A 21,695-nucleotide genomic window follows, 5' to 3' on the forward strand; every position below is an offset into this window, starting at 1 on the left:
CGGACAGGATGAGGCCCGACGCGTCCGAACCACCGGAGCCGGGCCTTCGGCCCCGCGAGACCGGCTCGCCCCCCGGCGGGCAACCCGATACCCGCGCCGCCGGGCGCGAGGTCCTCGGAGCCGCCTCGGCGCTCGTGCGCAGCCTTGGCGTCTTTGCCGGCCGGGCGGGGGGTGACGCGGTCCGCTCCGCCCGGGCGCGGATCGCGGCCGCCGCTGCCGACCGGCACCGCCGACGCGCGGCGCGGGCTTCTGAGAGTGCCGCTCCGGCATCCACCGACAGGCCCGCCCGGGCGCACCTCGAAGAGCCCGTGTCGCGGGGATCCGGGCGCGGCGCAGGACTGCGCGCCCTCGCCGCCCGCCGCCCCGTCCTCGCGGGTTTCGCGGCGCTGATCCTCCTTCCGGTCCTGCTCCTCTCCCTCTACGTCGCCGCGGCGCTCGTGACCCTGCCGCCCCTCGGCAGCGGAGCGGCGGTGACGGGCCAGCGCGCCGTGACCGTGGAGGCCGACGACGGGCGCGTCTTCGCCACGCGCGGCAGCTTCCGCGGCAACCGCCTGACGCAGGCAGACCTGCCGCCGAACCTCGCCCACGCCATCGTCGCCATCGAGGATCGGCGGTTCTACCACCATTTCGGCATCGACCTGCGTGGGCTCGCCCGCGCGGCGTGGCGCAACGTTCGCGGCGGCGGCGTGCGCGAGGGCGGCTCGACCATCACGCAGCAATACGTCCGGCTCGTCACCCTGAGCCAGGAGAAGACCCTCTGGCGCAAGACCCAGGAGGCGCTCCTCGCCCTCCGGGCCGAGGCCACGATGAGCAAGGACGAGATCCTGCTCGGCTACCTCGACGCGGCCTATTTCGGCGCCGGCGCCTACGGGGCGGATGCCGCCGCCCGGCGCTATTTCGGCAAACCCGCCAAGGCCCTGACCCTGCCCGAGGCGGCGATGCTGGCGGGCCTCGTGCGCGCCCCGTCCCAACTCGCGCCGACCCACAACCTCGGCGGCGCCAAGGAGCGCGCCGACGTGGTGCTCCAGGCCATGGTCGAGACCGGCGCCATCACCCAGAAGGACGCGGATGCCGCCCGCCGCAAGAGCGTGACCCTGAAGACCCCACCCGAGGCGCCGCCGGGCACGAACTACTTCCTCGACATGATCGCTCCCGACCTGAAACGGCTCGCGGGCTCGGAGGGCGACGTCACGGTCCGCTCGACCCTCAACCTCGACCTCCAGAGCCTCGCCGAGGCGGCCGTGGCGCGGCGCCTCGACAAGGACGGCGCCCGCCGCAAGGTCGGGCAGGCGGCGATGATCGTGCTCTCGAAGGAGGGGGCGATCCTGGCCATGGTCGGGGGCAAGGATTACGAGGACAGCCAGTTCAACCGGGCGGTGCAGGCCAAGCGCCAGCCCGGCTCGCTGTTCAAGATGCTGACCTACCTCACGGCCTACGAGAAGGGCATGACGACCGAGACCGTCATGGTCGATCGTCCGGTGAGGATCGGCGATTGGGCGCCGGACAACGACGATGGGCGCTTCCGGGGGCCGGTGACCCTGCGCACCGCCTTCGCGCTCTCGATCAACACGGTGGCGGCGCAGATCGGCCAGGAGGTCGGCATCCCGGCCATCATCGAGACGGCGCGGCGGCTCGGCATCCAATCGGACCTGCCGGCGGTGCCGAGCCTCGTCCTCGGCTCCGGCGCGGTGAGCCTCCTGGAGATGACCCGCGCCTTCGGCTCCGTGCTGGCCGGCCGGGAGCCGCTGGAGACCTACGCCATCAACGCCATCAGGGGAGCGGACCCCAAGCCGGTCTTCGTCCGCGCGGATCCGAAGGGAGCGGCCAACCTGCCCATGGAGCCGCGCACGATGATGCTCGACTCGCTCCAGGCGGTGGTCGATTCGGGCACCGGGCGGGCGGCGCGGGTGCCGGGCCAGATCGTCGGCGGCAAGACCGGCACCAGCCAGGATTTCCGCGATGCGTGGTTCGTCGGCATGACGCCCGATCTCGTGGTCGGCGTCTGGGTCGGGAACGACGACGACAGCCCGATGAACCGGATGTTCGGCGGCGAGATGCCGGCGGGGATCTTCCACGACTTCGTGCAGAGGGCCTCGTCCCTCATCGCCAAGGGCCGCACCCGGCCCACCGCCTCCGCCGCGCGGGCCGAGACCGTGCCCGCCGCCGAGGTGCCACCGCCGCCCGTGCCGCCCGCGCCCGTGGGCAGCGACGAGACGCGGGGCGTCCCCACCGTGATCGACACGGGCACCCTCGGCATCCGGGGTCGCACGGTGCGGCTGCTCGGCGTCGAGGGCCAGGGCGGCCACCTCGCCCGGCAGCTCGCCGCCTATCTGCGCCGCCGGGAGGTGGTGTGCGCGCCGGGGCCGGAGGACGGCACCCGCTGCACCCTCGACGGCGCCGATCTCGCGGGCCTCATCGTGGCGGCGGGCGGCGCCCGCGCCCGGGAGGATGCGCCCGCCGACCTCCTCGAAGCGGAGGATCAGGCCCGCGCCGAGCGGGTGGGTTTGTGGGGGCGGTGAGCGGGAGAACCCGCGCCATTCGTCGCCCATGCCGTCTTCGCCAGCGCGGGCCGAAGCAACCCAGGGCCGTGGAACGCCTCCGGACGGTGCGCGTCCCTGGATCGCTCCGTGGCGCCCGCGAAGACGGGACGGCGCGGTGATGCGCCGCTACGACGGGGCGCGGAGTGTCGCGAGGGTCCGCTCGTCCCGCCCGCCGTCGTAGAACCGGTCCAGGGCCCGTTCGAACAGCGGATCCCCCGGCGCGGCCGCCGCGAACAGCGTCATCGACGAGCGGAACTTCAGGTCGTCGGGGCTGCCGAACAGGTCGTGGGCCGAGCCCGTCGCGCCTGCCAACGCGGCCTGCGTACACTCCCTCAAGCGCGGCCCGAGCACGGGATGGGCGAGATAGGCCCGCGCCTCGTCGAGGGAGGCGATGGCGTAGCGTCGCGCCATGGGACTCGATCCGAGCCCCGCGATCTGGGGGAAGACGTACCAGATCCAGTGGGAGCGTTTCCGGCCCGCCCGTAATTCGGCCAGCGCCGTCGCGAGGGAATCGGCCTGGGCCTCCACGAATCGGCAGAGGTCGAACGGGTCGTCGGGGCGGGACGCCATGGCGGAGTCTCTCTGCGTGGGGAGGCTGGTCATTCCCCTCAACGCCCCTCCGGTCGAACGGTCACCTCCAACGACAAAGCCCCCGGCGAGGGTGTCGCCAGGGGCCTTCGATGGGAGCGGAGGGGCCTCGCGGCCCGCGGCTTACTTGATGAGGGCGACGAGGGCCTTGCCTGCCTTGGAGTTCAGCTCCTTGGCGTCGAGGGTGCCGTCGTTGTCCGGGTCGGCCATCTTGAAGCGCTCGGCGACGGCGGCGAGGTACTCGTTCTTGTCGAGGGTCCCGTCGCTGTCCGGATCGGCGGACTTCACGCCGGACTTGCTCAGGCGGCCCTTCAGCTCCTTGGCATCGAGGGTGCTGTCGGCATCCTTCTCGAGGCGGTCGAAGGTGGCGGAGGCAACGGCCTGCACTTCCTTCATGTCGACGGTGCCGTCGTTGTCGGTGTCGATCATCCGCACCGCCGACGCGCCGCCGGCCGGCTTCGCCATGGCGGCCGGAGCCGAAACGCCCACGATCGTGAGGGCCACTGCCGCGAAGCCGCTGATAGAACGAAGGGTCATTGCCACTTTCTCCCGAAATGAGTGTGGCAATCTCGTAGTCCGTGGGACGCCATGACGCAAGTGCGAAATGAAGTATCCGGTCATGCTCCACAGCGGCACAGGAAAGGAGAGCCAGCGGTGGCTGGCCCTCCCTCAACGATCCGGTGGGATCAGTAGTCGTAGCCGCGACGATAGGCGCCGCGCCGCTCGTCGTCGTAGCGCTGACGCCGGTAGTAGCGGTCCTCGGCCTCGCGATCCCTGCGGTATTCCTCGCGCCGGTAGTCGCGCTCACGCTGGGCGCGGGAGCGCAGGTCGATGCTCGGCCCGCCGGGACCGATCTCGATCGACTGGGCGGCGGCGGGAACCACGCTCGCAAGCGAAGCGGCGACGATGGCACTGGCGAGCAGTGTCTTCATAGCGTTCTCCAACTCGTGTTCCGGGAGGCAACACGAATTGGTGCGCATTGTTCCAGCCTGTCCCGCAATTCAAGCCAGCGTAGTCAGGTCCTGGAACCAGTGTTGAGCCTGAACATACTGTGAGACGCGATTCGATAAAGCGTGGGGATTGGTGTCGTGGACGACCCAGACTTGCACGGCGTCGTTCACCACGATCTCGTGGATGCGCGCCAGCAACCGATCCTGTTCGGCGGTGTCCAGACTGGCCTTCACCTGATCGCAGAGGCCATCGACCTCGGGATTGCGGTAATGGCTCCAGTTCACCCCGTTGGGAGCCACCTGCCGTGAATCGTAGAAGCGCAGGATGGCGTAGAACGGATCGGAGGTGACGTAGGCGATGTTGCCGGCGCTCACGCCCTTCTGGCTCGGGTCCGCCGCGCCCTGCCGCCAGCCCGTGTAGGCCACCTCCAGCTCCACCACCTTGAACTCGGCCTGGATGCCGACCTCGGCCCAGCTCTGCTGCACGAATTCGTTGATCGGCAGCGAGAGCATCTGGCCGGTGCCGCCGCTCGGGATCAGGATCGTGGTCTTGAGGGGGTTCTTCACCGAGTAACCCGCCGCCTCCACGAGCTTGCGGGCTTGGTCCACATCGGTCTTGATCGCGAACTCCGGCTTGCCGAACCACGGGCTCGACGGCTGGACCTGCCCCACGGCCGGGGTGGCGAGGCCGCCCATCAGCTGCACCACGCCCTCCCGGTCGATGGCGAGGTTGGCGGCCTTGCGCAGCCGCAGGTCGCGCCAGGGCGAGCCCTCCACCATGGAGAGGTGGTAGTTCCAGACATGCGGCGTGTCGTTGCCGACGACGCGCATCCCCGCCCCCTTGAGGCGCGGCACCGCGTCGGGCGCCGGCGTCTCGATCAGGTCCACGTTGCCGGAGAGGAGCGCGTTCACCCGCGCCAGTTCCTCGGGGACGCAGGCCAGCGTGAGCTTGGACAGCTTCGGGATGCGCTTCGGATTCCAGTAGCCGGCGTTCGGCACAAGTTCCAGGCTCACCCGGGGCGTCAGCTTGGCGAGCTTGAACGGGCCGGTGCCGGACGGCTCGAAGGCGAACTTCGCCCAATCCCGGCCGACCTTCTCGTACTGGGCGGGCGAGGAGATCAGGAACCAGAGCATCTGGTAGGGAAAGAGGCTGTCGACGGACTTCGTCGTGACCTGCACCGTCTTCGCGTCGAGCTTCCTGTAGGTCGCGACGCCGGGGAGGCGCGGGCGGACCTGGGCGGCCTGCCGCTGGTCGAAATGCGGCGCCTCCTTGTTGAGCACCTTGTCGAAGTTCCAGATCACTGCGTCGGCATCGAAGGGCGAGCCGTCGTGGAAGGTCACGCCCTCGCGCAGGTGGAAGATCCAGGTCTTGCGGTCGGCCGGGTCGCTCTCCCAGGAGGTGGCGAGGCCGGGCACCATCCTGCCCGGGCGGTCGGCGACGGCGAGGTCCCAGGCGACGAGGGGATCGTAGAGGGTGAGGCCGGTGAACTGGTAGCCGCCCGCGCCCCGGTCCGGCTGGCCGGTGGTGAGCGGCAGGTCGGTCATCGAGATGCCGTAGGTCAGGGACCGGGGTTCGGCCGCCTGGGCCCGGCCGAGGGTGCCGAGGGACGCGAGCGCCGCCCCACCTGCCATGAGGGAACGACGCGTCGGCACGATCACAGTCATCGGGACTCCCGGAATGCACGCAAGGGCTGCCTCCGGTATCTTGCATACTTCGTGCCTAGGGCTCGGCGCGCCCCGTCGGTGCGGGCGTCGTGACGTGCCGGAGGGGAAACGTCGTCGCCCCCGGCGCATCCCTCACCGGCTTCGCCGCGCGCGCACGGACGAGGGTCAGCCCTCCCAGACCTGCCCCGGCCGCAATGCCACGAAGCGCTCCTGCGCCATCCCGACGGCGGAGAGCGCGGCGGCGAGATCCTCGGCGGGACGCTCGACGCCTTCGTCGGTGAGCTGGAACGTGCCCCAATGGTGGCCGAGCGCTTGGTGCGCCTCCAGGATCCGCGCGATCTCCACCGCCTCGACGGGATCGACGTGCTGCGGCCGCATGAACCAGCGCGGCTCGTAGGCGCCGATCGGCAGGGTCGCGAGGCGGGGCGCCCCGAAGCGCCCGCGGACCTCGCGGAAGATCGCCCCGTCGCCGAGCCCCGTATCGCCGACGTGGTAGTGGAAGCCCTGGGGCGACAGGATCGCGAAGGCGCACCACAGGGCCATCCGCCGGTCGTTCACGCCGCGGGCGGACCAGTGGTTGGCGGGGGTGAGGTGGACGGACAGCCCGTCGCCGAGATCGACCGACCCGCCCCAGTCGCGGGTCTCGACATGCATCGTGCCGTCGTAGTTCCGCAGGATCGTGTCGTTGCCGAGCGGCGCGATCACGAGGGGCTGGTGTGCCTGCCACAACCGCGCGAGGTTCGGCCCGTCGAGATGGTCGTAGTGGTTGTGGGTGATCAGCACCGCATCGATCGGCGGCAGGTCCCCGAAGGCGATGCCGGGCGGGTTGACGCGCTTGGGCCCGGCGAACCGCACGGGGCTCGCCCGCTTGGCGAAGACCGGGTCGATCAGGATGTTGCGCCCGGCGACCTGCACAAGATAGCTCGCATGGCCGATCAGCACGACGCGCAGGCCCGCCACCCGCTCCGGCGGCCTGTCGGCGGGGAACGGGCTCGGGTAGGCCGCGGGCCAGGCCGTGCGCCGCCGCTTGGCCTGCCATTTCAGAACGTCGCCCAGGCCCCGATCGGTATCGACGCCGGGCAGGAAGAACCGCACACCGTCGAAATGGTCGGTGGCCGGCCCGGAATAGTAGGGGTTGGCGTTGCGCCGGTGCGCGGCATAGCCGACGCCGCCGAGGGTCATCACCGTGGCCGCGCTGGCGACCGTGAGCAGGCTGCGCCGTTTCATGACATGGGAGATGGCGACCCCGCCGCCGGGGTCAAGCGAGACATCTCGCCGGAGGGCATGCCGGGCGGCCGCGTCGGCGGCGGGCTCAGGCCCCCGCTTCGAGCAGTTCCGTCGCGAGGGAGAGGCGCACGCGGTAGACGACGTTGCCCCCGTCGTCGCGCACGCCGGCCACGTAATCCTGGCGCTCGACATCCGGCAGCATGTCGCGGGCGATGGCCGACATGATCCGCGCCACCTTCGCCCGGGCGGCCGGCAGGTCCGGCAGGTCGAAGCCGACCTCGTCCTTGATGGGCTGCGTGCCGTCGTGGAGATCAATGAAATAGCGTGGCATCGAGCGGTGAGTCTCACGGGATCGGTCGGCCGTGAGCCTAGGGAGGCGAAGGTTAACGAGACCTTTCCGTCCGACCCCTTACGACCGCCAGCGTAGCTCCCGCCGCTCTAGGGGATGGTGGAACGGACGTCCGGCCAGCGCCGATTCCAGGGCCTCGCGCTTCAGCCGGAAATACCATTGCGAGGGCAGGTCGCCCTGCCCGAGCAGCACCATGGTCGGCTTCCGGTCGAGGCCCTTCTGTGCCTCCTGCAGGACCTGCCGGTCCTGATCGAGGAACTGGCGCATCAGCGGCCGGGCCAGCGGCTTCAGGAGGTTCAGGGCCGGCATGCTCCAGTAGAGCGCGTTGGTCAGCATCGTCCGGTTGGGACCGAGGGGTGTCGCGAAGGTGTAGTTCGCGACGGTCTTCGTGCCCGCACGGATCCGCTCCAGCCGCACGCCGGGCAGGCGGAACTCGATCTCGACCTCGGGCACGCCGCCCAGCAGCCGGTACACCGGGCTGCTCGTGGTGGTGGCGTGGCTCGCCATGGTAAAACCGTGCGTCACCGGCTCGAAGATCTTCACCTTCTCCCGCAACTGCTTCGAGGGGCGGAACCACCACGAATCGTGGACGAAGGCGACGTGGCCGGGATCGACGAGGCTGAGCACCGTGAGGTCGAAGGACGCCTCGACCTCCAGTTCGACGACCAGGGAGCCGGCGGGCGCGAAGTCGAGCGTCGGCAGGGCCGGCGGCTCTCCGGCGGCCGGGCCGAGGAAGGGGTTAACCCAAAGGAAGCCCGCGCTTTCCCGGACGGGGAAAGGCTGGACGCGGATCCGCGAGAAGTCGGACGCATCGTGCTCCGAGAGGGTCGGCACGTCCCGGCAGCCGCCGTCGGTGCCGAACCGCCAGCCGTGGAACGGGCACATGAGGGTGTGGCCGTCGAAGGGCCCCTTGGACAGGGCCATGCCCCGGTGCGGGCAGCGATCCCGCAGGGCGAAGAATGCCCCGTCCTTGCCCCGGCCGAGGACCATCTGCTCGCCGTTGAGGGCGACCGCCCGGAGCCTGCCGCCATCGAGACTCCGCGCGCGGCCGACGCAATACCACGCGTTCGGCAGGGGCTGGCGCATCGCCTCGGGGTCGAGGGCGGCCTCATCGGCGCGCGGCGGGGGGGCCTGAACGTTCACGGGCGGGATCGCGGTGGAGGGATCGGGGTTCGCCCGCCGTCTTACCCTCGGCGGCGCCTGGCGACAAAGCCATCTGCGGGCATGGCCGCCGGCGCGTGGCGGCGATGGGCGAAGCGACGCAGCCCTGCACCCTTCACAAGCCGGCCGCAGCCGCCTACCTTCTTCTCACCCGCAACTAACGAAAGGAGGTGATCCAGTGTCTCATTGTCATCAGCCGACCGTCTCGGCTTCCCGGACCTGGACCTTCGCCTCCAGCGTGTCGCTCTAAGGCGCGCTAGAGACCCGAAACACGGGACAGTTCCGCCGGACGCGTCGGACCGGCAATGGAAGGGCCATCCTCGAAAGGGGGTGGCCCTTCGCCGTTTCGGAGGTGCGGGCCGTCTCAGCGCTTGGCGTGCTGGAAGATCGGCTGGGCCAGCGCCTCCGCCCGGGCGCGCCACAGGTCGCGGTCCTCCCGGATCATCTCGCGCTCCGCGAAGACGGCCTCGCGTTCGGTCCTCAGGGCGTCGCGCTCGTCCGCGAGCCGGTCGCGCTCGTGTCGCAGGGTGTCGCGATCCCGGCGGATCTGTTCGCGCTCGGCGCGGAACTCGTCGTACTCGGCCTTGGCCGCGACCTGCTCGGCCTGCAGCTCCTCGAGGGAACGCATCTCGTCCGCGATGTGCTGGCGAAGCTCGCGGATCTGGTCGGCCAGGGCGGCCTGGAGGGAATCCTGGCGGTCCAGCTCGACCTGCAGCTTCGCCTTGAGCATCATGTTCTCGGCCATCAGTTCGGAGACGTCGGAGGTATCCTCCAGCGCCTCCGCCGGCTCCACCAGACGCGGCCCCCAGGACACGTCCTGCGGCGGATCCCGGCGGGCCTCGCGCTGGCGCAGGGGATGCGGCGGCACCTCCGTCGCCGGGGCGGACGGCTGGCGCATGGCGGAAAGCCAATCCCGCAGGGGGCTGGGCACGCCGTCGCCGTCTTCCTCGGGAAACGCGAAGGAACGGGCGGGTTCAGACATCGTCAGGCGTCCTAACGTTAACCCGCCCACCCAACCGAAACATGCTTAACAGCCGGTAAAGGGTGCGGCACCTTTGCCGCACCCTCCCTCGCCGGCGGCGCGCGCCGCTGGGCGCGGAAGCGCGGAAAAATTGACAAGTCCCGTCGGCGAGGCTAACCCGCCCGTCCCGATCCCGAACGATCGACCCGAATACCCGCCGACCGGCCCGAGAGGCCGGAGGTCAACGCCCGACAGCGCGTCTGCGCCCTCGGGCGCGATGGGCGTTGGCGCGATCGCCGGGGCGGACCCGATGGCGGAGGCATTCACCGCATGGTGGCCGAGCAGAACGTGCTGAAGATCGAGGACGCGGTGAACGACACTTGCCCGTGGTCGGGCAAGCCGATCGCGGCCGATTCGCTCACCCTCTACAACGGCGCCGTCGTCGGCTTCTGCAACACCGAGTGCCGGGACAAGTTCGCCCGCGCGATCCAGAGCTTCGAGGCGTCGCTTCAGGCCCGGCGGGTCTCCCGCGCCGGGCTCGAGCAGTAGCGGGCCGCGACGGGCATGTTCGAAGGACTTTCCGACCGTCTCTCCGGGATCCTCTCCGGCCTCACCCGCCGGGGCGCGCTGACGGAGGCCGACGTCACCGCCGCCATGCGCGAGGTGCGCCGCGCCCTGCTGGAGGCGGACGTCGCCCTCGAAGTGGTGCGCGGCTTCACCGAGCGGGTGCGGGAGAAGGCCGTCGGTGCCACCGTCCTGAAGTCGGTCACGCCGGGCCAGATGGTGGTCAAGCTCGTCAACGACGAGCTTGTGGCGATGCTCGGCACCGACGCCGAGGTGATCGACCTCAACGCCCCCGCCCCCGTGCCGGTGCTGATGGTCGGCCTTCAGGGGTCGGGCAAGACCACCACCACCGCCAAGATCGCCCGCCGCCTCACCGAGCGCGAGCGCCGGAAGGTGCTGCTGGCCTCCCTCGACACGCGCCGCCCGGCCGCCATGGAGCAGCTCGCCGTCCTGGCCAAGCAGGTCGGCGTCGAAAGCCTGCCCATCGTCGCCGGCCAGTCGGCGGTGCAGATCGCCCGCCGGGCGATGGAGGCCGCCCGGCTCGGCGGCTTCGACGTGGTGATGCTCGACACCGCCGGCCGCACCACGGTGGACGAGGCCCTGATGGCTGAGGCCGCCGAGGTGAAGGCGGCCACGAACCCGCACGAGGTGCTCCTCGTCGCCGATGCCCTCACGGGCCAGGACGCGGTGAACACCGCCCGCGCCTTCGACCAGCGCCTTGGCGTCACCGGCATCGTGCTGACCCGCATGGACGGCGATTCGCGCGGTGGCGCGGCGCTCTCGATGCGCGCCGTCACCGGCAAGCCGATCAAGCTCGTGGGCACAGGCGAGAAAGTCGATGCCCTCGAGGAATTTCACCCGGCGCGCGTCGCCAACCGCATCCTCGGCATGGGCGACATCGTCTCCCTCGTCGAGAAGGCGGCGGAGACGATCGACGCCGAACAGGCGATGCGCACCGCCGAGAAGATGCGCAAGGGCAAGTTCGACCTTGAGGACCTGTCGATGCAGCTCGCGCAGATGGAGCGCATGGGCGGCATCGGCGGCCTGATGGGGATGCTGCCCGGCATGGGTCAGATCAAGAAGCAGGTGGAAGGCGCGAACCTCGACGAGAAGATGTTCAAGCGCCAGCGGGCGATCATCTCCTCGATGACCCCGCAGGAGCGCAAGAACCCGGACCTGCTGAAGAACTCCCGCAAGAAGCGCATCGCGGCGGGTTCGGGCGTCGACGTCTCGGAGATCAACAAGCTCCTGAAGATGCACCGGACCATGGCCGACATGATGAAGGCGATGGGGTCGGGCAAGCGCGGCATCGGCCAGGCGCTCGGCTCGATGTTCGGGCTCGGCGGCGGCGGGATGGGCGGCGGCATGCCCGGACTGCCGCCGGGGATGCCCGAGCCGACGCCGGAGCAGATCGCCGCGCTGGAGAAGCAGTTCGGCGGCAAGCTTCCGCCGATGCCGCCGGGCCTCGGAGGGGGCGGCGGGATGCCGAAGTTGCCGGGTCTTCCGGGCCTCGGCGGGCCGAAGCTCCCCGGCCTGGGCGGAATGCCGTTCGGGAAGAAGAAATGACCATTCTCTCCGCGCAAGCCGTCGATCCCGAACTCGCGCGCCTGCGCGACAGCATCGACAACTTCGATGCCGCCCTGATCCACCTGCTCGCCGAGCGCTTCCGCTGCACCCAGCGGGTCGGCGAGCTGAAGGCCCGCAAGGGGATCCCCCCTTCCGATCCGGACCGGGAGGCCCGTCAGGTCGCCCGGCTCCGCAACCTCGCGGTCGAGGCCAAGCTCGACCCCGATTTCGCCGAGAAGTTTCTGGCGTTCGTCGTCAAGGAAGTCATCCGGCACCACCAGACGATCGCGGCCGAGCACGGTGCCACGATCGATCCGCAGAACTAGGACCTAGGAACACACCATGTCGCTCAAGATCCGTCTGACCCGCGGCGGCGCCAAGAAGCGCCCCTACTACCGCATCGTCGTCGCCGACGCCCGCTCGCCCCGCGATGGCCGCTTCATCGACAAGGTCGGCGCCTACGACCCGATGAAGGCCAAGGACGATCCGGCCCGCGTCGTGCTCGACACCGACAAGATCCAGAGCTGGCTCGCCAAGGGCGCGCAGCCGACCGATCGCGTCCTGCGCTTCCTCGACCAGGCCGGCCTCGCCAAGCGCCCGACCCGCAACAACCCGCAGAAGGCCGAGCCGGGCGAGAAGTCCAAGGAGCGGGCCGCCAAGCGCGCCGAGAAGGCCGCCGCCCCCGCCGAGGACGCCGCCGCGTAAGGCCCGGCCCCGTGACGCGCCGCCCCGCCGGTCCCACCTCCCGCGACGGCGGCCGTCGCCCACGGCCTGCGGCCCTGCCGCCGCAGGCCGCCACCTCGCCCAAGCCCCCGGCTCCGAAGCCGCCGGCCAAGCCGGCCGATCCGGACCTCGTCCTGATGGGCGAGTTCGGCCGGGCGCAGGGGCTGCACGGCGAGGTGCGCCTGAAATCCTTCACCTCCGATCCGCAGGCCATCGCCTCCTACGGTACCCTGACCACCGCCGACGGCCGCGCCCTCACCCTCGCCGAGGTGCGCCCTGCCCCCGGCGCCGCGTCGGACATGCTGATCGCCCGCGTGCAGGGCGTCACCGGCCGCACGGCCGCCGAGGCGCTGAACCGCCTCGCCATTTACATTCCGCGCACCCGCCTCGGCACGCCCGAGGAGGAGGACGAGTTCTTCACCACCGACCTGATCGGGACGACGGCGGTCGATGCGGCCGGCACCATCGTCGCCACGGTCGTCGCGGTGCCGAATTACGGCGGCGGCGACCTCCTGGAACTGCGCCCGGCCGCCGGCGGTGCGACGGCGCTCCTGCCCTTCACGAAGGCCTTCGTGCCGACCCTCGACCTCCCGGCCCGGCGCATCACCGTCGCTCTGCCGGAGGATTTCTTCGAGCCGCCCGGCCAGAAGCCCGCCGACGATCCGGGCTGAGGGGCGACAGCCGAGCCGATTGAAAATGCGGTTCCGAGGATTTAACATCATAAGCGGAACCGGAAGAGAGCCACCTCCTCCGGTTCCTTTGCTCCAGCCTTAGAGCAGTTTGAGCGCCAGCGTGATGGTCACAGACCATCCGCTGGCGTTTCTGCTCACGGTGATGGTGAGCATCGGAATGCCGATCACACGAATCACCTCCTCTCCGATCGATCTCCTCACCCTTGCGGGGGCGACGGCCGATCAGGTCCGCCGCAAGCCCCGTGGCCGGGGCCTTCGGGCCGGAGAGGTGCCGGAAGCGTGGCCGTTATGATGGCCGGGCCTGGATTGCTCAAGCAACGCTGCGTTGAGCCGTCGAATTCTTCGCTCTCATCACCTTCCCCGGAAATGTCTGCGTCGTCAGTGCGAGTAATGTGAAGCAATCCAGGGCAGCGCGACGCGTGAAGACGTGGCGGATCCCTGGATAGCTTCGTGTTGCTCGCAACGACGGAGATACGCCCTGCCGCCTCACCGCTTCGTCGCGGTGTCCCGGCAAGGCCGGATCGCCGCCGGCTTCGGCAGATTCTCCGGCGCAGGCGCCTCGAAGATGGCGAGGTAGGCGCCTCCGGGGATCGGGTGGAACCCCGTCTCCCGGTAGCCCACGGCCTTCAATTCGCAGCGCAGGAGCGCGGGTGGCGTGCCGTGGCGGGACGGGATCGTGTCCGCATCGAGGATGCCGACCCGGCCGCCGGGCCGCATCGAGGCGGCGAGGTTGTAGAGCAGGCCGAAGGGCTGCGTGATCTCGTGGTACATGTGGACGAGCACCACCGCATCGACGGAGGCCGGCGGCAGGCGCGGGTCGTGGGGCTCGCCCTGCACCACGGTCACGTTGCCGAAGGGTTTCACCCGCCGCTCGAGGGCCGCGAGATAGTCCGGCATCACGTCCTCGGCGAGGATCCTGCCCGTCTCGCCGACCTTCGGGCTCAGGCGGACGACGTAGTAGCCGCTGCCCGCGCCGATATCGGCCACGGTCTCGCCGGGGCGGATGCGCATCGCCTCCACGACCGTCTCGAACTCGCCGGTCTTGTCCCGGTCCGCCTCTGGCGACCATTGCGGCGCGATGATCTCCGCCACCGGGCGATCCGGCTTCGGGAACGCATCGGCGGGGGCCCCGGCGGGCGCCAGCGGGCCGGCCGCCTCGGCGGGGAGGACGAAGGCGGCGGAGAGGAGGAGCAGGAGACGGATCATGCCCCATAACCGCGCGAATGCGGCGCCGGTGCCGCCTGCGTTGACCGTGCCGCACCGGACGGGCGATGGAGCGCCATGACCGACGCAGACACGACGCCCGCGGGACCGGCGCGAGCCCCCTCGCCCTGGCGGGCCACGATCCTCACCCTCTACCCGGAGATGTTCCCCGGTCCGCTGGGCCTGTCCCTCTCCGGCGATGCCCTCGCCCGGGGCGATTGGAGTTTGGAGGCGCGCAACATCCGCGAGCATGGCCTGGGGCGGCACCGCGCCGTGGACGATACGCCCTCGGGCGGCGGCGCGGGCATGGTGCTCCGCTGCGACGTGCTGGCCGCCGCCATCGATGCCGCGACGGTCGCCGACGATCCTCGCCCCCGGCTGCTGATGTCCCCCCGGGGGCGCCCCCTGCGGCAGGAGCGGGTGCGGGAACTCGCGGCGGGCCCTGGCCTCCTCGTGGTCTGCGGCCGGTTCGAGGGGGTGGACGAGAGGGTGATCGCCGGGCGCGGCCTGGAGGAGGTCTCGATCGGCGATTACGTGCTGTCGGGCGGCGAGATCGCGGCGCTGACGCTGCTCGATGCCTGCGTGCGCCTGTTGCCCGGCGTGATGGGCAAGGCCGCCTCGGGCGAGGAGGAGAGCTTCGAGGGCGGGCTCCTCGAATATCCCCACTACACGCGGCCCCGCGAATGGGAGGGCCGGGCCATCCCGGAGGTGCTGTGCGGGGGAAACCACGGCGCCATCGCCCGGTGGCGCCGGTCGGAGGCCGAGCGGATCACCGCCGAGCGGCGGCCCGACCTGCTGCGCCGTCCGGACTGACTTGGACGGTCAGGCGGCTTCGAGGTCCAGCACCGGACCGTCCGGATCCATCAGGAGCGGATCGAATTCGAGCCTCTGCACCTGGGGGCGCTCCAGCGGTTCGCCCCGCCGCGCCCGCGGCACGAGCATCAAGCTGCAGGCGAGCACGAGCGCGCAGGCCACGACGGTCGCGGCATCTTCGAAGGACATGATGCACCTGAAACACAACGCGGTACGCCACCGACCCTAGCGGGCCGGTCTTAACCGGCGGTATGTCGGCCCGCCGGGGTGCCGTCCCGGTGCGGGGCGGGCTTGCTTCGGCGGGCAAATCGGCGCATGCGCGTCGGCGGGACACTCCTCCCCAACGAGGAGCGCCCATCTGCAAGGATGGATCATCATGAGTGCTCGCCCCACCACGCGCCCGCGCGTGAACCATTTCTCGTCCGGCCCCTGCGCCAAGCGCCCCGGCTGGACCCCGCAAGCCCTGGCCGATGCCGCGCTCGGCCGCTCGCACCGCTCCCCCCTCGGCAAGGCCAAGCTCGCGCAGGCGATCGACCTGACCCGCGAGATCCTCCAGGTTCCGTCCGATTACCGGATCGGCATTGTCCCGGCCTCCGATACGGGCGCCGTCGAGATGGCGATGTGGACGATGCTCGGCTGCCGCCCCGTGGCGGTCGCCGCCTGGGAGGCCTTCGGCAAGGAGTGGGTCACCGACGCGCTCAAGCAACTGAAGATCGACCCCACGATCCACCAGACGCCCTACGGCGTGCTGCCGGACCTCGCGGCGATCGACACGAAGCACAGCGACGTGGTCTTCACCTGGAACGGCACCGCCGCCGGGGTGAAGGTGCCGGACGGCGACTGGATCGCCGCCGACCGCGAGGGCCTGACGATCTGCGATGCCACCTCGGCGGCCTTCGCGCAGCCGCTCGCCTGGGACAAGCTCGATGTCGTCACCTTCTCCTGGCAGAAGGTGATGGGCGGCGAGGCCGCGCACGGGATGCTGATCCTCTCGCCCCGCGCCGTGGCGCGGCTGGAGAGCCACACCCCGGCCTGGCCGCTGCCGAAGGTCTTCCGCCTCACCAGCGGCGGCAAGCTGATCGAGGGCATCTTCAAGGGCGACACGATCAACACGCCGTCCATGCTCGCGGTGGAGGATTACCTGGACACCCTGGCCTGGGCGAAGGGACTCGGCGGCCTGGCCGCCCTGCACGCCCGGGCCGACGCCAACGCGGCGGCGATCTATGCCTGGGTCGACCGTACCCCCTGGGTGGCGCCGCTCGCCGTCGATCCGGCGACGCGCTCGAACACCGGCGTCTGCCTCGTGATCGCCGATCCCGACGTGCTGGCCAAGGGCGATGCCGCCGTCGCCGCCCTGGCCAAGGGCATCGCCGCGCGGTTGGAGAAGGAGGGCGTCGCCCTCGACATCGCGGCCTACCGCGACGCGCCCGCCGGCCTGCGGATCTGGTGCGGGGCCACGGTGGAGACCGCCGACGTCGAGGCCCTGCTGCCCTGGCTCGATTGGGCCTTCGCCCAGGAGAAGGCCGCGCTCACCGCCGCGGCCTGAAGACCCGCGCCCTCCCCTCGAAGAGGACGCTTCGACCGCTCGAAGCCTCACCCGTCATCGCGAGCGAAGCGAAGCAATCCAGGGATCCGCCACGGTTCGGAATTGCCCTGCTACCCTGGATCGCTTCGCTGACGCTCGCAATGACGGCGAGGGTTCGAGGCTCGCCGCCCCCTCAGCGACGGGGATACGCGCCCGCACGTCCATCCCCCTTCCAGCGCCGGAGGCCCCATGCCCGCGCACACCCAGCCCCCCAAACGCGTCCTCGTGTCCGATGCCCTCTCCGAGGCGGCGATCCGCATCTTCCGGGACCGCGGCATTGCCGTCGATTTCCGGCCCGATCTCGGCAAGGACCGGGAGGCCCTGATCCGCGAGATCGGCGCCTATGACGGGCTCGCCATCCGCTCGACCACCAAGGTCACTCCGAAGGTGCTGGAGGCCGCGACCCGGCTGAAGGTGATCGGCCGGGCCGGAATCGGTGTCGACAACGTCGATGTCCCCGCCGCCACGGCCAAGGGCGTGATCGTGATGAACACGCCCCACGGCAACGCCATCACCACGGCCGAGCACGCCATCGCGATGATGTTCGCCCTCGCCCGCCAGATCCCGCAGGCCGACGCCTCGACGCAAGCCGGAAAGTGGGAGAAGAACCGCTTCCTCGGCGTTGAGCTGACGGGCAAGACGCTCGGCGTCGTCGGCTGCGGCAATATCGGCGCCATCGCCGCCGAGCGCGGCATCGGGCTGAGGATGAAGGTGATCGCCTACGATCCCTTCCTGTCGGCGGAGCGGGCGGTGGCGCTCGGCGTCGAGAAGGTCGAACTCGACGATCTGCTTACGCGGGCCGACGTCATCACCCTGCACGTCCCCCTCACCGAGAAGACCCGCAACATCCTCTCCGCCGGGGCGCTGGCCCGGACGAAGCCCGGCGTGCGGATCGTCAACTGCGCCCGCGGCGGCCTGCTCGACGAGGCGGCGCTCAAGGCGGCCCTCGATTCGGGCCATGTGGCGGGCGCGGCCCTCGACGTGTTCCTGGAGGAGCCGGCCCGTGAGAACCCGCTCTTCGGGCATCCGAACGTGGTGTGCACGCCGCATCTCGGCGCCTCCACGGCGGAGGCGCAGGAGAACGTGGCGCTGCAGGTGGCCGAGCAGATCGCGGCCTATCTCAATGACGGGGCCATCGCCAACGCCGTGAACTTCCCTGCGATCAGCGCCGACGAGGCGCCGCGCCTGCGGCCCTTCGTGGAACTGGCGGAGAAGCTCGGCTCCTTCCTCGGCCAGCTCACGGAGGCGCCGGTCACCGGCATCCGCGTCGTCTACGAGGGCGCGGTCGCGGAGATGAACACCCGCGCGCTGACGGCGGCGGCGGTGACGGGCGTGCTGCGGGCCTTCCGCTCCGACGTGAACATGATCTCTGCGCCGAGTCTCGCCCACGAGCACGGCATCGTGGTGGACGAGGTCCGCCGGGGCGGGGCGCTGACGACCTTCGAGTCGGTGGTGCGGATCACCGTCGAGGCGCAGGACATGCCCCGCGATGCGGCGGGCACCGTCTTCCAGGACGGCAAGCCCCGGGTGATCGAGATCCGCGGCATCGCCATGGATGCGGGCTTCGCGCCCCACATGCTGTACGTGCGCAATCACGACAAGCCGGGCTTCATCGGCCGTTTCGGCAGCCTGCTCGGCGAGGCGGGGATGAACGTCGCGACCTTCAACCTCGGCCGGGACCGGGAGGGCGGCGACGCCATCGCCTTCGTGGCGGTGGACGGTGCGGTGCCCGCCGAGGTCCTGGCACAGATCGCCGACATTCCGCAGGTGAAGCGGGTGCGCCCGCTGCGGTTCTGACGGTCCCCGGCCCGTCGCTGCGAGCGAATCAGCCCGGGGACGGAGGCCAGACTTCCGACCTTGGCGCCTCCCTGAATTGCCTCGCCTCACTCGCAATGACGTGACGCCAAATGAAAACGGCCCCGGCTCGCGGGAGCCGGGGCCTTCTTTCTTCTCACCCGGAAGGGATCAGTAGTTGTAGGCCCGCTCGCCGTGGTCGGCGATATCGAGACCCTCGCGCTCCTCCTCCTGCGTGACGCGCAGGCCGATCGTCAGGTCGACGAGCTTGTAGAGGATCGCCGAGCCGATGCCCGACCAGAGCAGGGTGAGGCCGACCGCCTCCGCCTGAATGATGACCTGGCTCATCATGTCGTAGGCGCCCACGACCAGCTCACCCGGCTTGGTGGAGTAGTCGGGGATGCCGACGCCGCCGAGCTTGGGATCGACGAGGATGCCGGTCGCCAGGGCGCCGAGGATGCCGCCGACGCAGTGCACGCCGAAGACGTCCAGCGAGTCGTCGTAGCCCAGCGCGTTCTTCACCGTCGAGCACATGATGAAGCAGACCACGCCGGCGACGAGGCCGAGCACGATCGAGCCCATCGGGCCGGCAAAGCCGGAGGCCGGGGTGACGGCCACGAGGCCGGCGATGGCGCCCGACACCATGCCGAGCAGAGACGGCTTGCCCTTCAGCGCCCACTCGGCGAACAGCCACGCCACCGCCGCGCCGCAGGTGGCGACGAAGGTGTTGAGCATGGCGAGCGCGGCGGTGCCGTTGGACTCGAGGTTGGAGCCGGCGTTGAAGCCGAACCAGCCGACCCACAGGAGCGAGGCGCCGATCATGGTCATGGTCAGCGAGTGCGGGGCGAGCAGGTCACGGCCGTAGCCGATGCGCTTGCCGAGCATCAGGCAGCCGACGAAGCCGGCGATGCCCGCGTTGATGTGCACCACGGTGCCGCCGGCGAAGTCGAGGGCGCCCTTCTGGAAGAGGAAGCCCGCGTCCTTGTTGACGGCATCCAGCGCAGCCTGGGCGGTCGCCTTCGAGGCGTCGTCCGTGGCGGCGGCGAGCGCCTTGGCGGCGGCGGCGATGGAGTCCGGCCCGGCCCAGTACCAGACCATGTGGGCCATCGGGAAGTAGATGACCGTGATCCAGAGGATCACGAACACCACCAGCGCCGAGAACTTCATCCGCTCCGCGAAGGAGCCGACGATCAGCGCGGGCGTGATCATGGCGAAGGTCATCTGGAAGCAGATGTAGACGTATTCCGGGATCACGACGCCGTTCGAGAAGGTCGCGACGTTGGAATTGGCATCGACGCCCTTCAGGAAGACCTTGGAGAAGCCGCCGACGAAGTCGTTGAGGCCGCCACCGTTGGTGAAGGCCATGCTGTAGCCGTAGAACACCCAGAGCAGGCCGGCGATCGCGACGATCGCGAAGACCTGGGTGAGGACCGAGAGCATGTTCTTGGTGCGCACGAGGCCGCCGTAGAAGAGGGCGAGGCCGGGTACGCTCATCATCAGCACGAGGGCCGACGACACCAGCATCCAGGCGGTGTCGCCCTTGTTCGGGAGGGGCGCCGGGGGCGCGGCGGTGGCCGCCTCGGGCGCAGGCGTCTGCGCGAGCGAAGGCTCGATCAGGAGGAGCGCGAGGGCCGCTCCTCCCAAGCCGAGCGAGAGGGCAGTACGGAGTTTCATGGGCACAAGGCTCCCGGTCGCTGTCGCGTTATGGAAGGTCTGAGAGGGACGAGGGTGGTCGCAAGGGCGCTGCGGGCGGGGCCGGCGCGCACTCGTCGATCGATCAGAGGGCGTCGGCGTCGGTCTCGCCGGTCCGGATGCGCACCGCCTTCTCGAGGGGCATCACGAAAATCTTGCCGTCGCCGATCTGGCCGGTGCGCGCGGCCCCGGCGATGGCGTCGATGACGCTGGAGGTCAGGTCGCTGGCCACGGCCACCTCGATCTTGAGCTTCGGCAGGAAGCTCACGGCGTACTCGGCGCCGCGATAGATTTCGGTGTGGCCCTTCTGACGGCCGTAACCCTTCACTTCGGTCACCGTCAGGCCGTGCACGCCGATGCCGGTGAGGGCATCGCGCACCTCTTCCAGCTTGAACGGCTTGATGATGGCCATCACGATCTTCATGGGTGGCACCCCCTACTTGATCCTTGGGATCCGTCGCCGCTGCCCGACCGGCGCGGCACCCCGATCCGGGTGGCCCACATGGCCGGGATGGCCTGCGGTTGTGCCCCTCTATTCAAGGACTGTGCCAGCCAAGCTCGGCCATTGGGGCGCCGCGCGCGGCGGCCCATGCCTGCCCGTTGATCAGGGCGGCGCCCATCGAATGCGCATGCGCACGGCTTGATGCCTATCGCTTAGGCAAGCGGCGCAGAAATGTTCAGAAACACCACGCCACGTCGGCGAGGGTGCTTTAATCCAGGCGTGGGCGGATGAGCCCTTCCTGCGCCACGGAGGCGATGAGGTTGCCCGCGCGATCGAAGATCTGGCCCCGGGCGAAGCCCCTTGCACCCGTGGCCGCCGGGCTGTCCTGGGCGTAGAGCATCCAGGAGTCGGCGCGGAACGGCCGGTGGAACCAGAGGGCGTGGTCGAGGCTCGCCGCCTGGACCTGCGGATCGAATACCGAGCGGCGGTGCGGGATCAAAGACACATCGAGCAGGGTCATGTCCGAGGCGTAGGCCATCACCGCCTGATGCAGCGCCTCGTCGTCGGGCAGGTCGGCGGCGGCCTTGAGCCACACGTTGAAGACCGGCGCGCGGGGCCCGTCGTTGCGGTAGCGCTCCCAATCCACCGGCCGCAGCAGGATCGGACGCGGGCGGGCGAAATAGGCGGCGATCGTGTCCGGCAGCTGCGCGTTGGCCGCGAGTTCCGGCCCGCCGGGCAGCCCGTCCGGCCCCGCCACGTCGGGCATCGCGGGCTGGTGGGTGAACCCCTCCTCGCGGATCTGGAAGGACACCGTGGTGGCGAAGATCGCCCGGCCGTTCTGGATCGCCTTGACCCGGCGGGTGGTGAAGCTCTGCCCGTCGCGGAGGCGCTCGACCTCGTAGACGATGGGCACGCGCGGGTCGCCCGGCAGGAGGAAGTAGGCGTGGAGGGAATGGGCGGGCCGGTCCGCCGGCACCGTACGGGCGGCGGCGACGAGGGCCTGCGACACCACCTGCCCGCCGAACACGCGCCGCCACCCGGTCTTCGGGTTCTGGCCGCGAAACAGGTCGACTTCCAGCCGCTCCAGGTCGAGGATGGCGATGAGTTCCGCCACGGCCTCGGTCATCGCATCGGTGTCGGCGTCGGACATGGGTCAGGGATCCGGGGGCCGGTGGTTTCC

The 21,695-nt window shown here is 70.4% G+C and carries 22 protein-coding genes; 9 read left to right on the forward strand and 13 right to left on the reverse strand.

Translation table 11 applies throughout. The features are described 5' to 3' along the window. Window positions 1-8 precede the first annotated feature (8 nt). Window positions 9-2,519 carry a PBP1A family penicillin-binding protein gene (locus MFF06_RS00710; RefSeq protein WP_238201054.1) on the forward strand — a complete coding sequence of 837 codons (2,511 nt, stop codon included), beginning with the start codon at window positions 9-11 and terminating at the stop codon, window positions 2,517-2,519. Between the two features lie 147 nt (window positions 2,520-2,666). Here MFF06_RS00710 and MFF06_RS00715 read toward each other — a convergent pair whose 3' ends face one another. The 8 genes from MFF06_RS00715 to MFF06_RS00750 all read right to left on the reverse strand — a co-directional run bounded on the left by MFF06_RS00715 (window position 2,667) and on the right by MFF06_RS00750 (window position 9,462). Beyond that, entirely contained in the window at window positions 2,667-3,110 is a 444-nt protein-coding gene (locus tag MFF06_RS00715; RefSeq protein WP_238201055.1) for a DUF1810 domain-containing protein, read from the reverse strand. A 141-nt stretch (window positions 3,111-3,251) separates the two neighbouring features. Then, on the reverse strand, window positions 3,252-3,665 hold the full coding sequence (lanM, locus tag MFF06_RS00720; protein WP_238201056.1) for a lanmodulin LanM: 414 nt from the start codon (window positions 3,663-3,665) through the stop codon (window positions 3,252-3,254). Window positions 3,666-3,814: 149 nt separating this feature from the next. Next, entirely contained in the window at window positions 3,815-4,060 is a 246-nt protein-coding gene (locus MFF06_RS00725) for a hypothetical protein (protein WP_238201057.1), read from the reverse strand. 69 nt (window positions 4,061-4,129) lie between these two features. Then, window positions 4,130-5,743, reverse strand: coding sequence for an ABC transporter substrate-binding protein (locus MFF06_RS00730; protein ID WP_238201058.1), 1,614 nt, complete (start codon window positions 5,741-5,743; stop codon window positions 4,130-4,132). A gap of 165 nt (window positions 5,744-5,908) precedes the next feature. Next, on the reverse strand, window positions 5,909-6,970 hold the full coding sequence (locus MFF06_RS00735; protein ID WP_238201059.1) for an MBL fold metallo-hydrolase: 1,062 nt from the start codon (window positions 6,968-6,970) through the stop codon (window positions 5,909-5,911). Between the two features lie 85 nt (window positions 6,971-7,055). Continuing rightward, on the reverse strand, window positions 7,056-7,301 hold the full coding sequence (locus tag MFF06_RS00740) for a DUF6894 family protein (RefSeq protein ID WP_238201060.1): 246 nt from the start codon (window positions 7,299-7,301) through the stop codon (window positions 7,056-7,058). A gap of 78 nt (window positions 7,302-7,379) precedes the next feature. After that, window positions 7,380-8,405, reverse strand: coding sequence for a Rieske 2Fe-2S domain-containing protein (locus MFF06_RS00745; protein WP_238201276.1), 1,026 nt, complete (start codon window positions 8,403-8,405; stop codon window positions 7,380-7,382). A 439-nt stretch (window positions 8,406-8,844) separates the two neighbouring features. Further along, window positions 8,845-9,462, reverse strand: coding sequence for an ATPase (locus MFF06_RS00750; protein WP_238201061.1), 618 nt, complete (start codon window positions 9,460-9,462; stop codon window positions 8,845-8,847). A gap of 309 nt (window positions 9,463-9,771) precedes the next feature. Between MFF06_RS00750 and MFF06_RS00755 the strand changes: the two genes are divergently transcribed. From MFF06_RS00755 to rimM, 5 genes are read left to right on the forward strand one after another with little or no spacing between them, the layout of a single operon-like run. Next, window positions 9,772-9,990 (forward strand): glutathione S-transferase, encoded by a 219-nt coding sequence (locus MFF06_RS00755; RefSeq protein ID WP_238201062.1) that lies wholly within the window; start codon window positions 9,772-9,774, stop codon window positions 9,988-9,990. Between the two features lie 15 nt (window positions 9,991-10,005). Next, window positions 10,006-11,571, forward strand: coding sequence for a signal recognition particle protein (gene ffh, locus MFF06_RS00760; protein WP_238201063.1), 1,566 nt, complete (start codon window positions 10,006-10,008; stop codon window positions 11,569-11,571). Beyond that, complete coding sequence (locus MFF06_RS00765) at window positions 11,568-11,897, forward strand: chorismate mutase (RefSeq protein WP_238201064.1); 330 nt, start codon at window positions 11,568-11,570, stop codon at window positions 11,895-11,897. Before ffh ends, MFF06_RS00765 begins: the two co-directional genes overlap by 4 nt. Before the next feature lie 16 nt (window positions 11,898-11,913). Further along, on the forward strand, window positions 11,914-12,276 hold the full coding sequence (gene rpsP, locus MFF06_RS00770) for a 30S ribosomal protein S16 (protein ID WP_238201065.1): 363 nt from the start codon (window positions 11,914-11,916) through the stop codon (window positions 12,274-12,276). An 11-nt stretch (window positions 12,277-12,287) separates the two neighbouring features. Continuing rightward, a complete protein-coding gene (gene rimM / locus MFF06_RS00775) occupies window positions 12,288-12,965 on the forward strand; it encodes a ribosome maturation factor RimM (RefSeq protein ID WP_238201069.1) in 678 nt (225 codons plus the stop codon). A gap of 507 nt (window positions 12,966-13,472) precedes the next feature. Here rimM and MFF06_RS00780 read toward each other — a convergent pair. After that, entirely contained in the window at window positions 13,473-14,192 is a 720-nt protein-coding gene (locus MFF06_RS00780; RefSeq protein ID WP_238201070.1) for a class I SAM-dependent methyltransferase, read from the reverse strand. Window positions 14,193-14,267: 75 nt separating this feature from the next. On the opposite strand from MFF06_RS00780, the gene trmD reads away from it, so the two are divergent. After that, complete coding sequence (trmD, locus tag MFF06_RS00785) at window positions 14,268-15,002, forward strand: tRNA (guanosine(37)-N1)-methyltransferase TrmD (protein WP_238201072.1); 735 nt, start codon at window positions 14,268-14,270, stop codon at window positions 15,000-15,002. Window positions 15,003-15,011: 9 nt separating this feature from the next. Here the strand turns inward: trmD and MFF06_RS00790 are convergent, their stop codons facing one another. Further along, entirely contained in the window at window positions 15,012-15,191 is a 180-nt protein-coding gene (locus MFF06_RS00790; RefSeq protein ID WP_238201073.1) for a hypothetical protein, read from the reverse strand. Between the two features lie 187 nt (window positions 15,192-15,378). Between MFF06_RS00790 and MFF06_RS00795 the strand changes: the two genes are divergently transcribed. Further along, the gene (locus MFF06_RS00795; protein WP_238201075.1) at window positions 15,379-16,548 is read left to right on the forward strand and encodes a phosphoserine transaminase; all 1,170 of its coding nucleotides are present in this window, start codon (window positions 15,379-15,381) and stop codon (window positions 16,546-16,548) included. A 228-nt stretch (window positions 16,549-16,776) separates the two neighbouring features. Beyond that, window positions 16,777-18,384: a phosphoglycerate dehydrogenase gene (serA, locus tag MFF06_RS00800; RefSeq protein ID WP_238201077.1), complete on the forward strand. Its 1,608-nt coding sequence runs from the start codon at window positions 16,777-16,779 to the stop codon at window positions 18,382-18,384. A gap of 168 nt (window positions 18,385-18,552) precedes the next feature. Here serA and MFF06_RS00805 read toward each other — a convergent pair whose 3' ends face one another. The 3 genes from MFF06_RS00805 to tesB form a co-directional block, all read right to left on the reverse strand. Next, entirely contained in the window at window positions 18,553-20,055 is a 1,503-nt protein-coding gene (locus tag MFF06_RS00805) for an ammonium transporter (RefSeq protein ID WP_238201078.1), read from the reverse strand. Between the two features lie 103 nt (window positions 20,056-20,158). After that, window positions 20,159-20,497 carry a P-II family nitrogen regulator gene (locus MFF06_RS00810; RefSeq protein ID WP_010683623.1) on the reverse strand — a complete coding sequence of 113 codons (339 nt, stop codon included), beginning with the start codon at window positions 20,495-20,497 and terminating at the stop codon, window positions 20,159-20,161. A 286-nt stretch (window positions 20,498-20,783) separates the two neighbouring features. Then, window positions 20,784-21,665, reverse strand: a complete 882-nt coding sequence (gene tesB, locus MFF06_RS00815) for an acyl-CoA thioesterase II (RefSeq protein WP_238201079.1) — start codon at window positions 21,663-21,665, stop codon at window positions 20,784-20,786. Between the last annotated feature and the right edge of the window lie 30 nt (window positions 21,666-21,695).

Source organism: Methylobacterium aerolatum (assembly GCF_022179085.1).
GTDB lineage: Bacteria > Pseudomonadota > Alphaproteobacteria > Rhizobiales > Beijerinckiaceae > Methylobacterium > Methylobacterium aerolatum.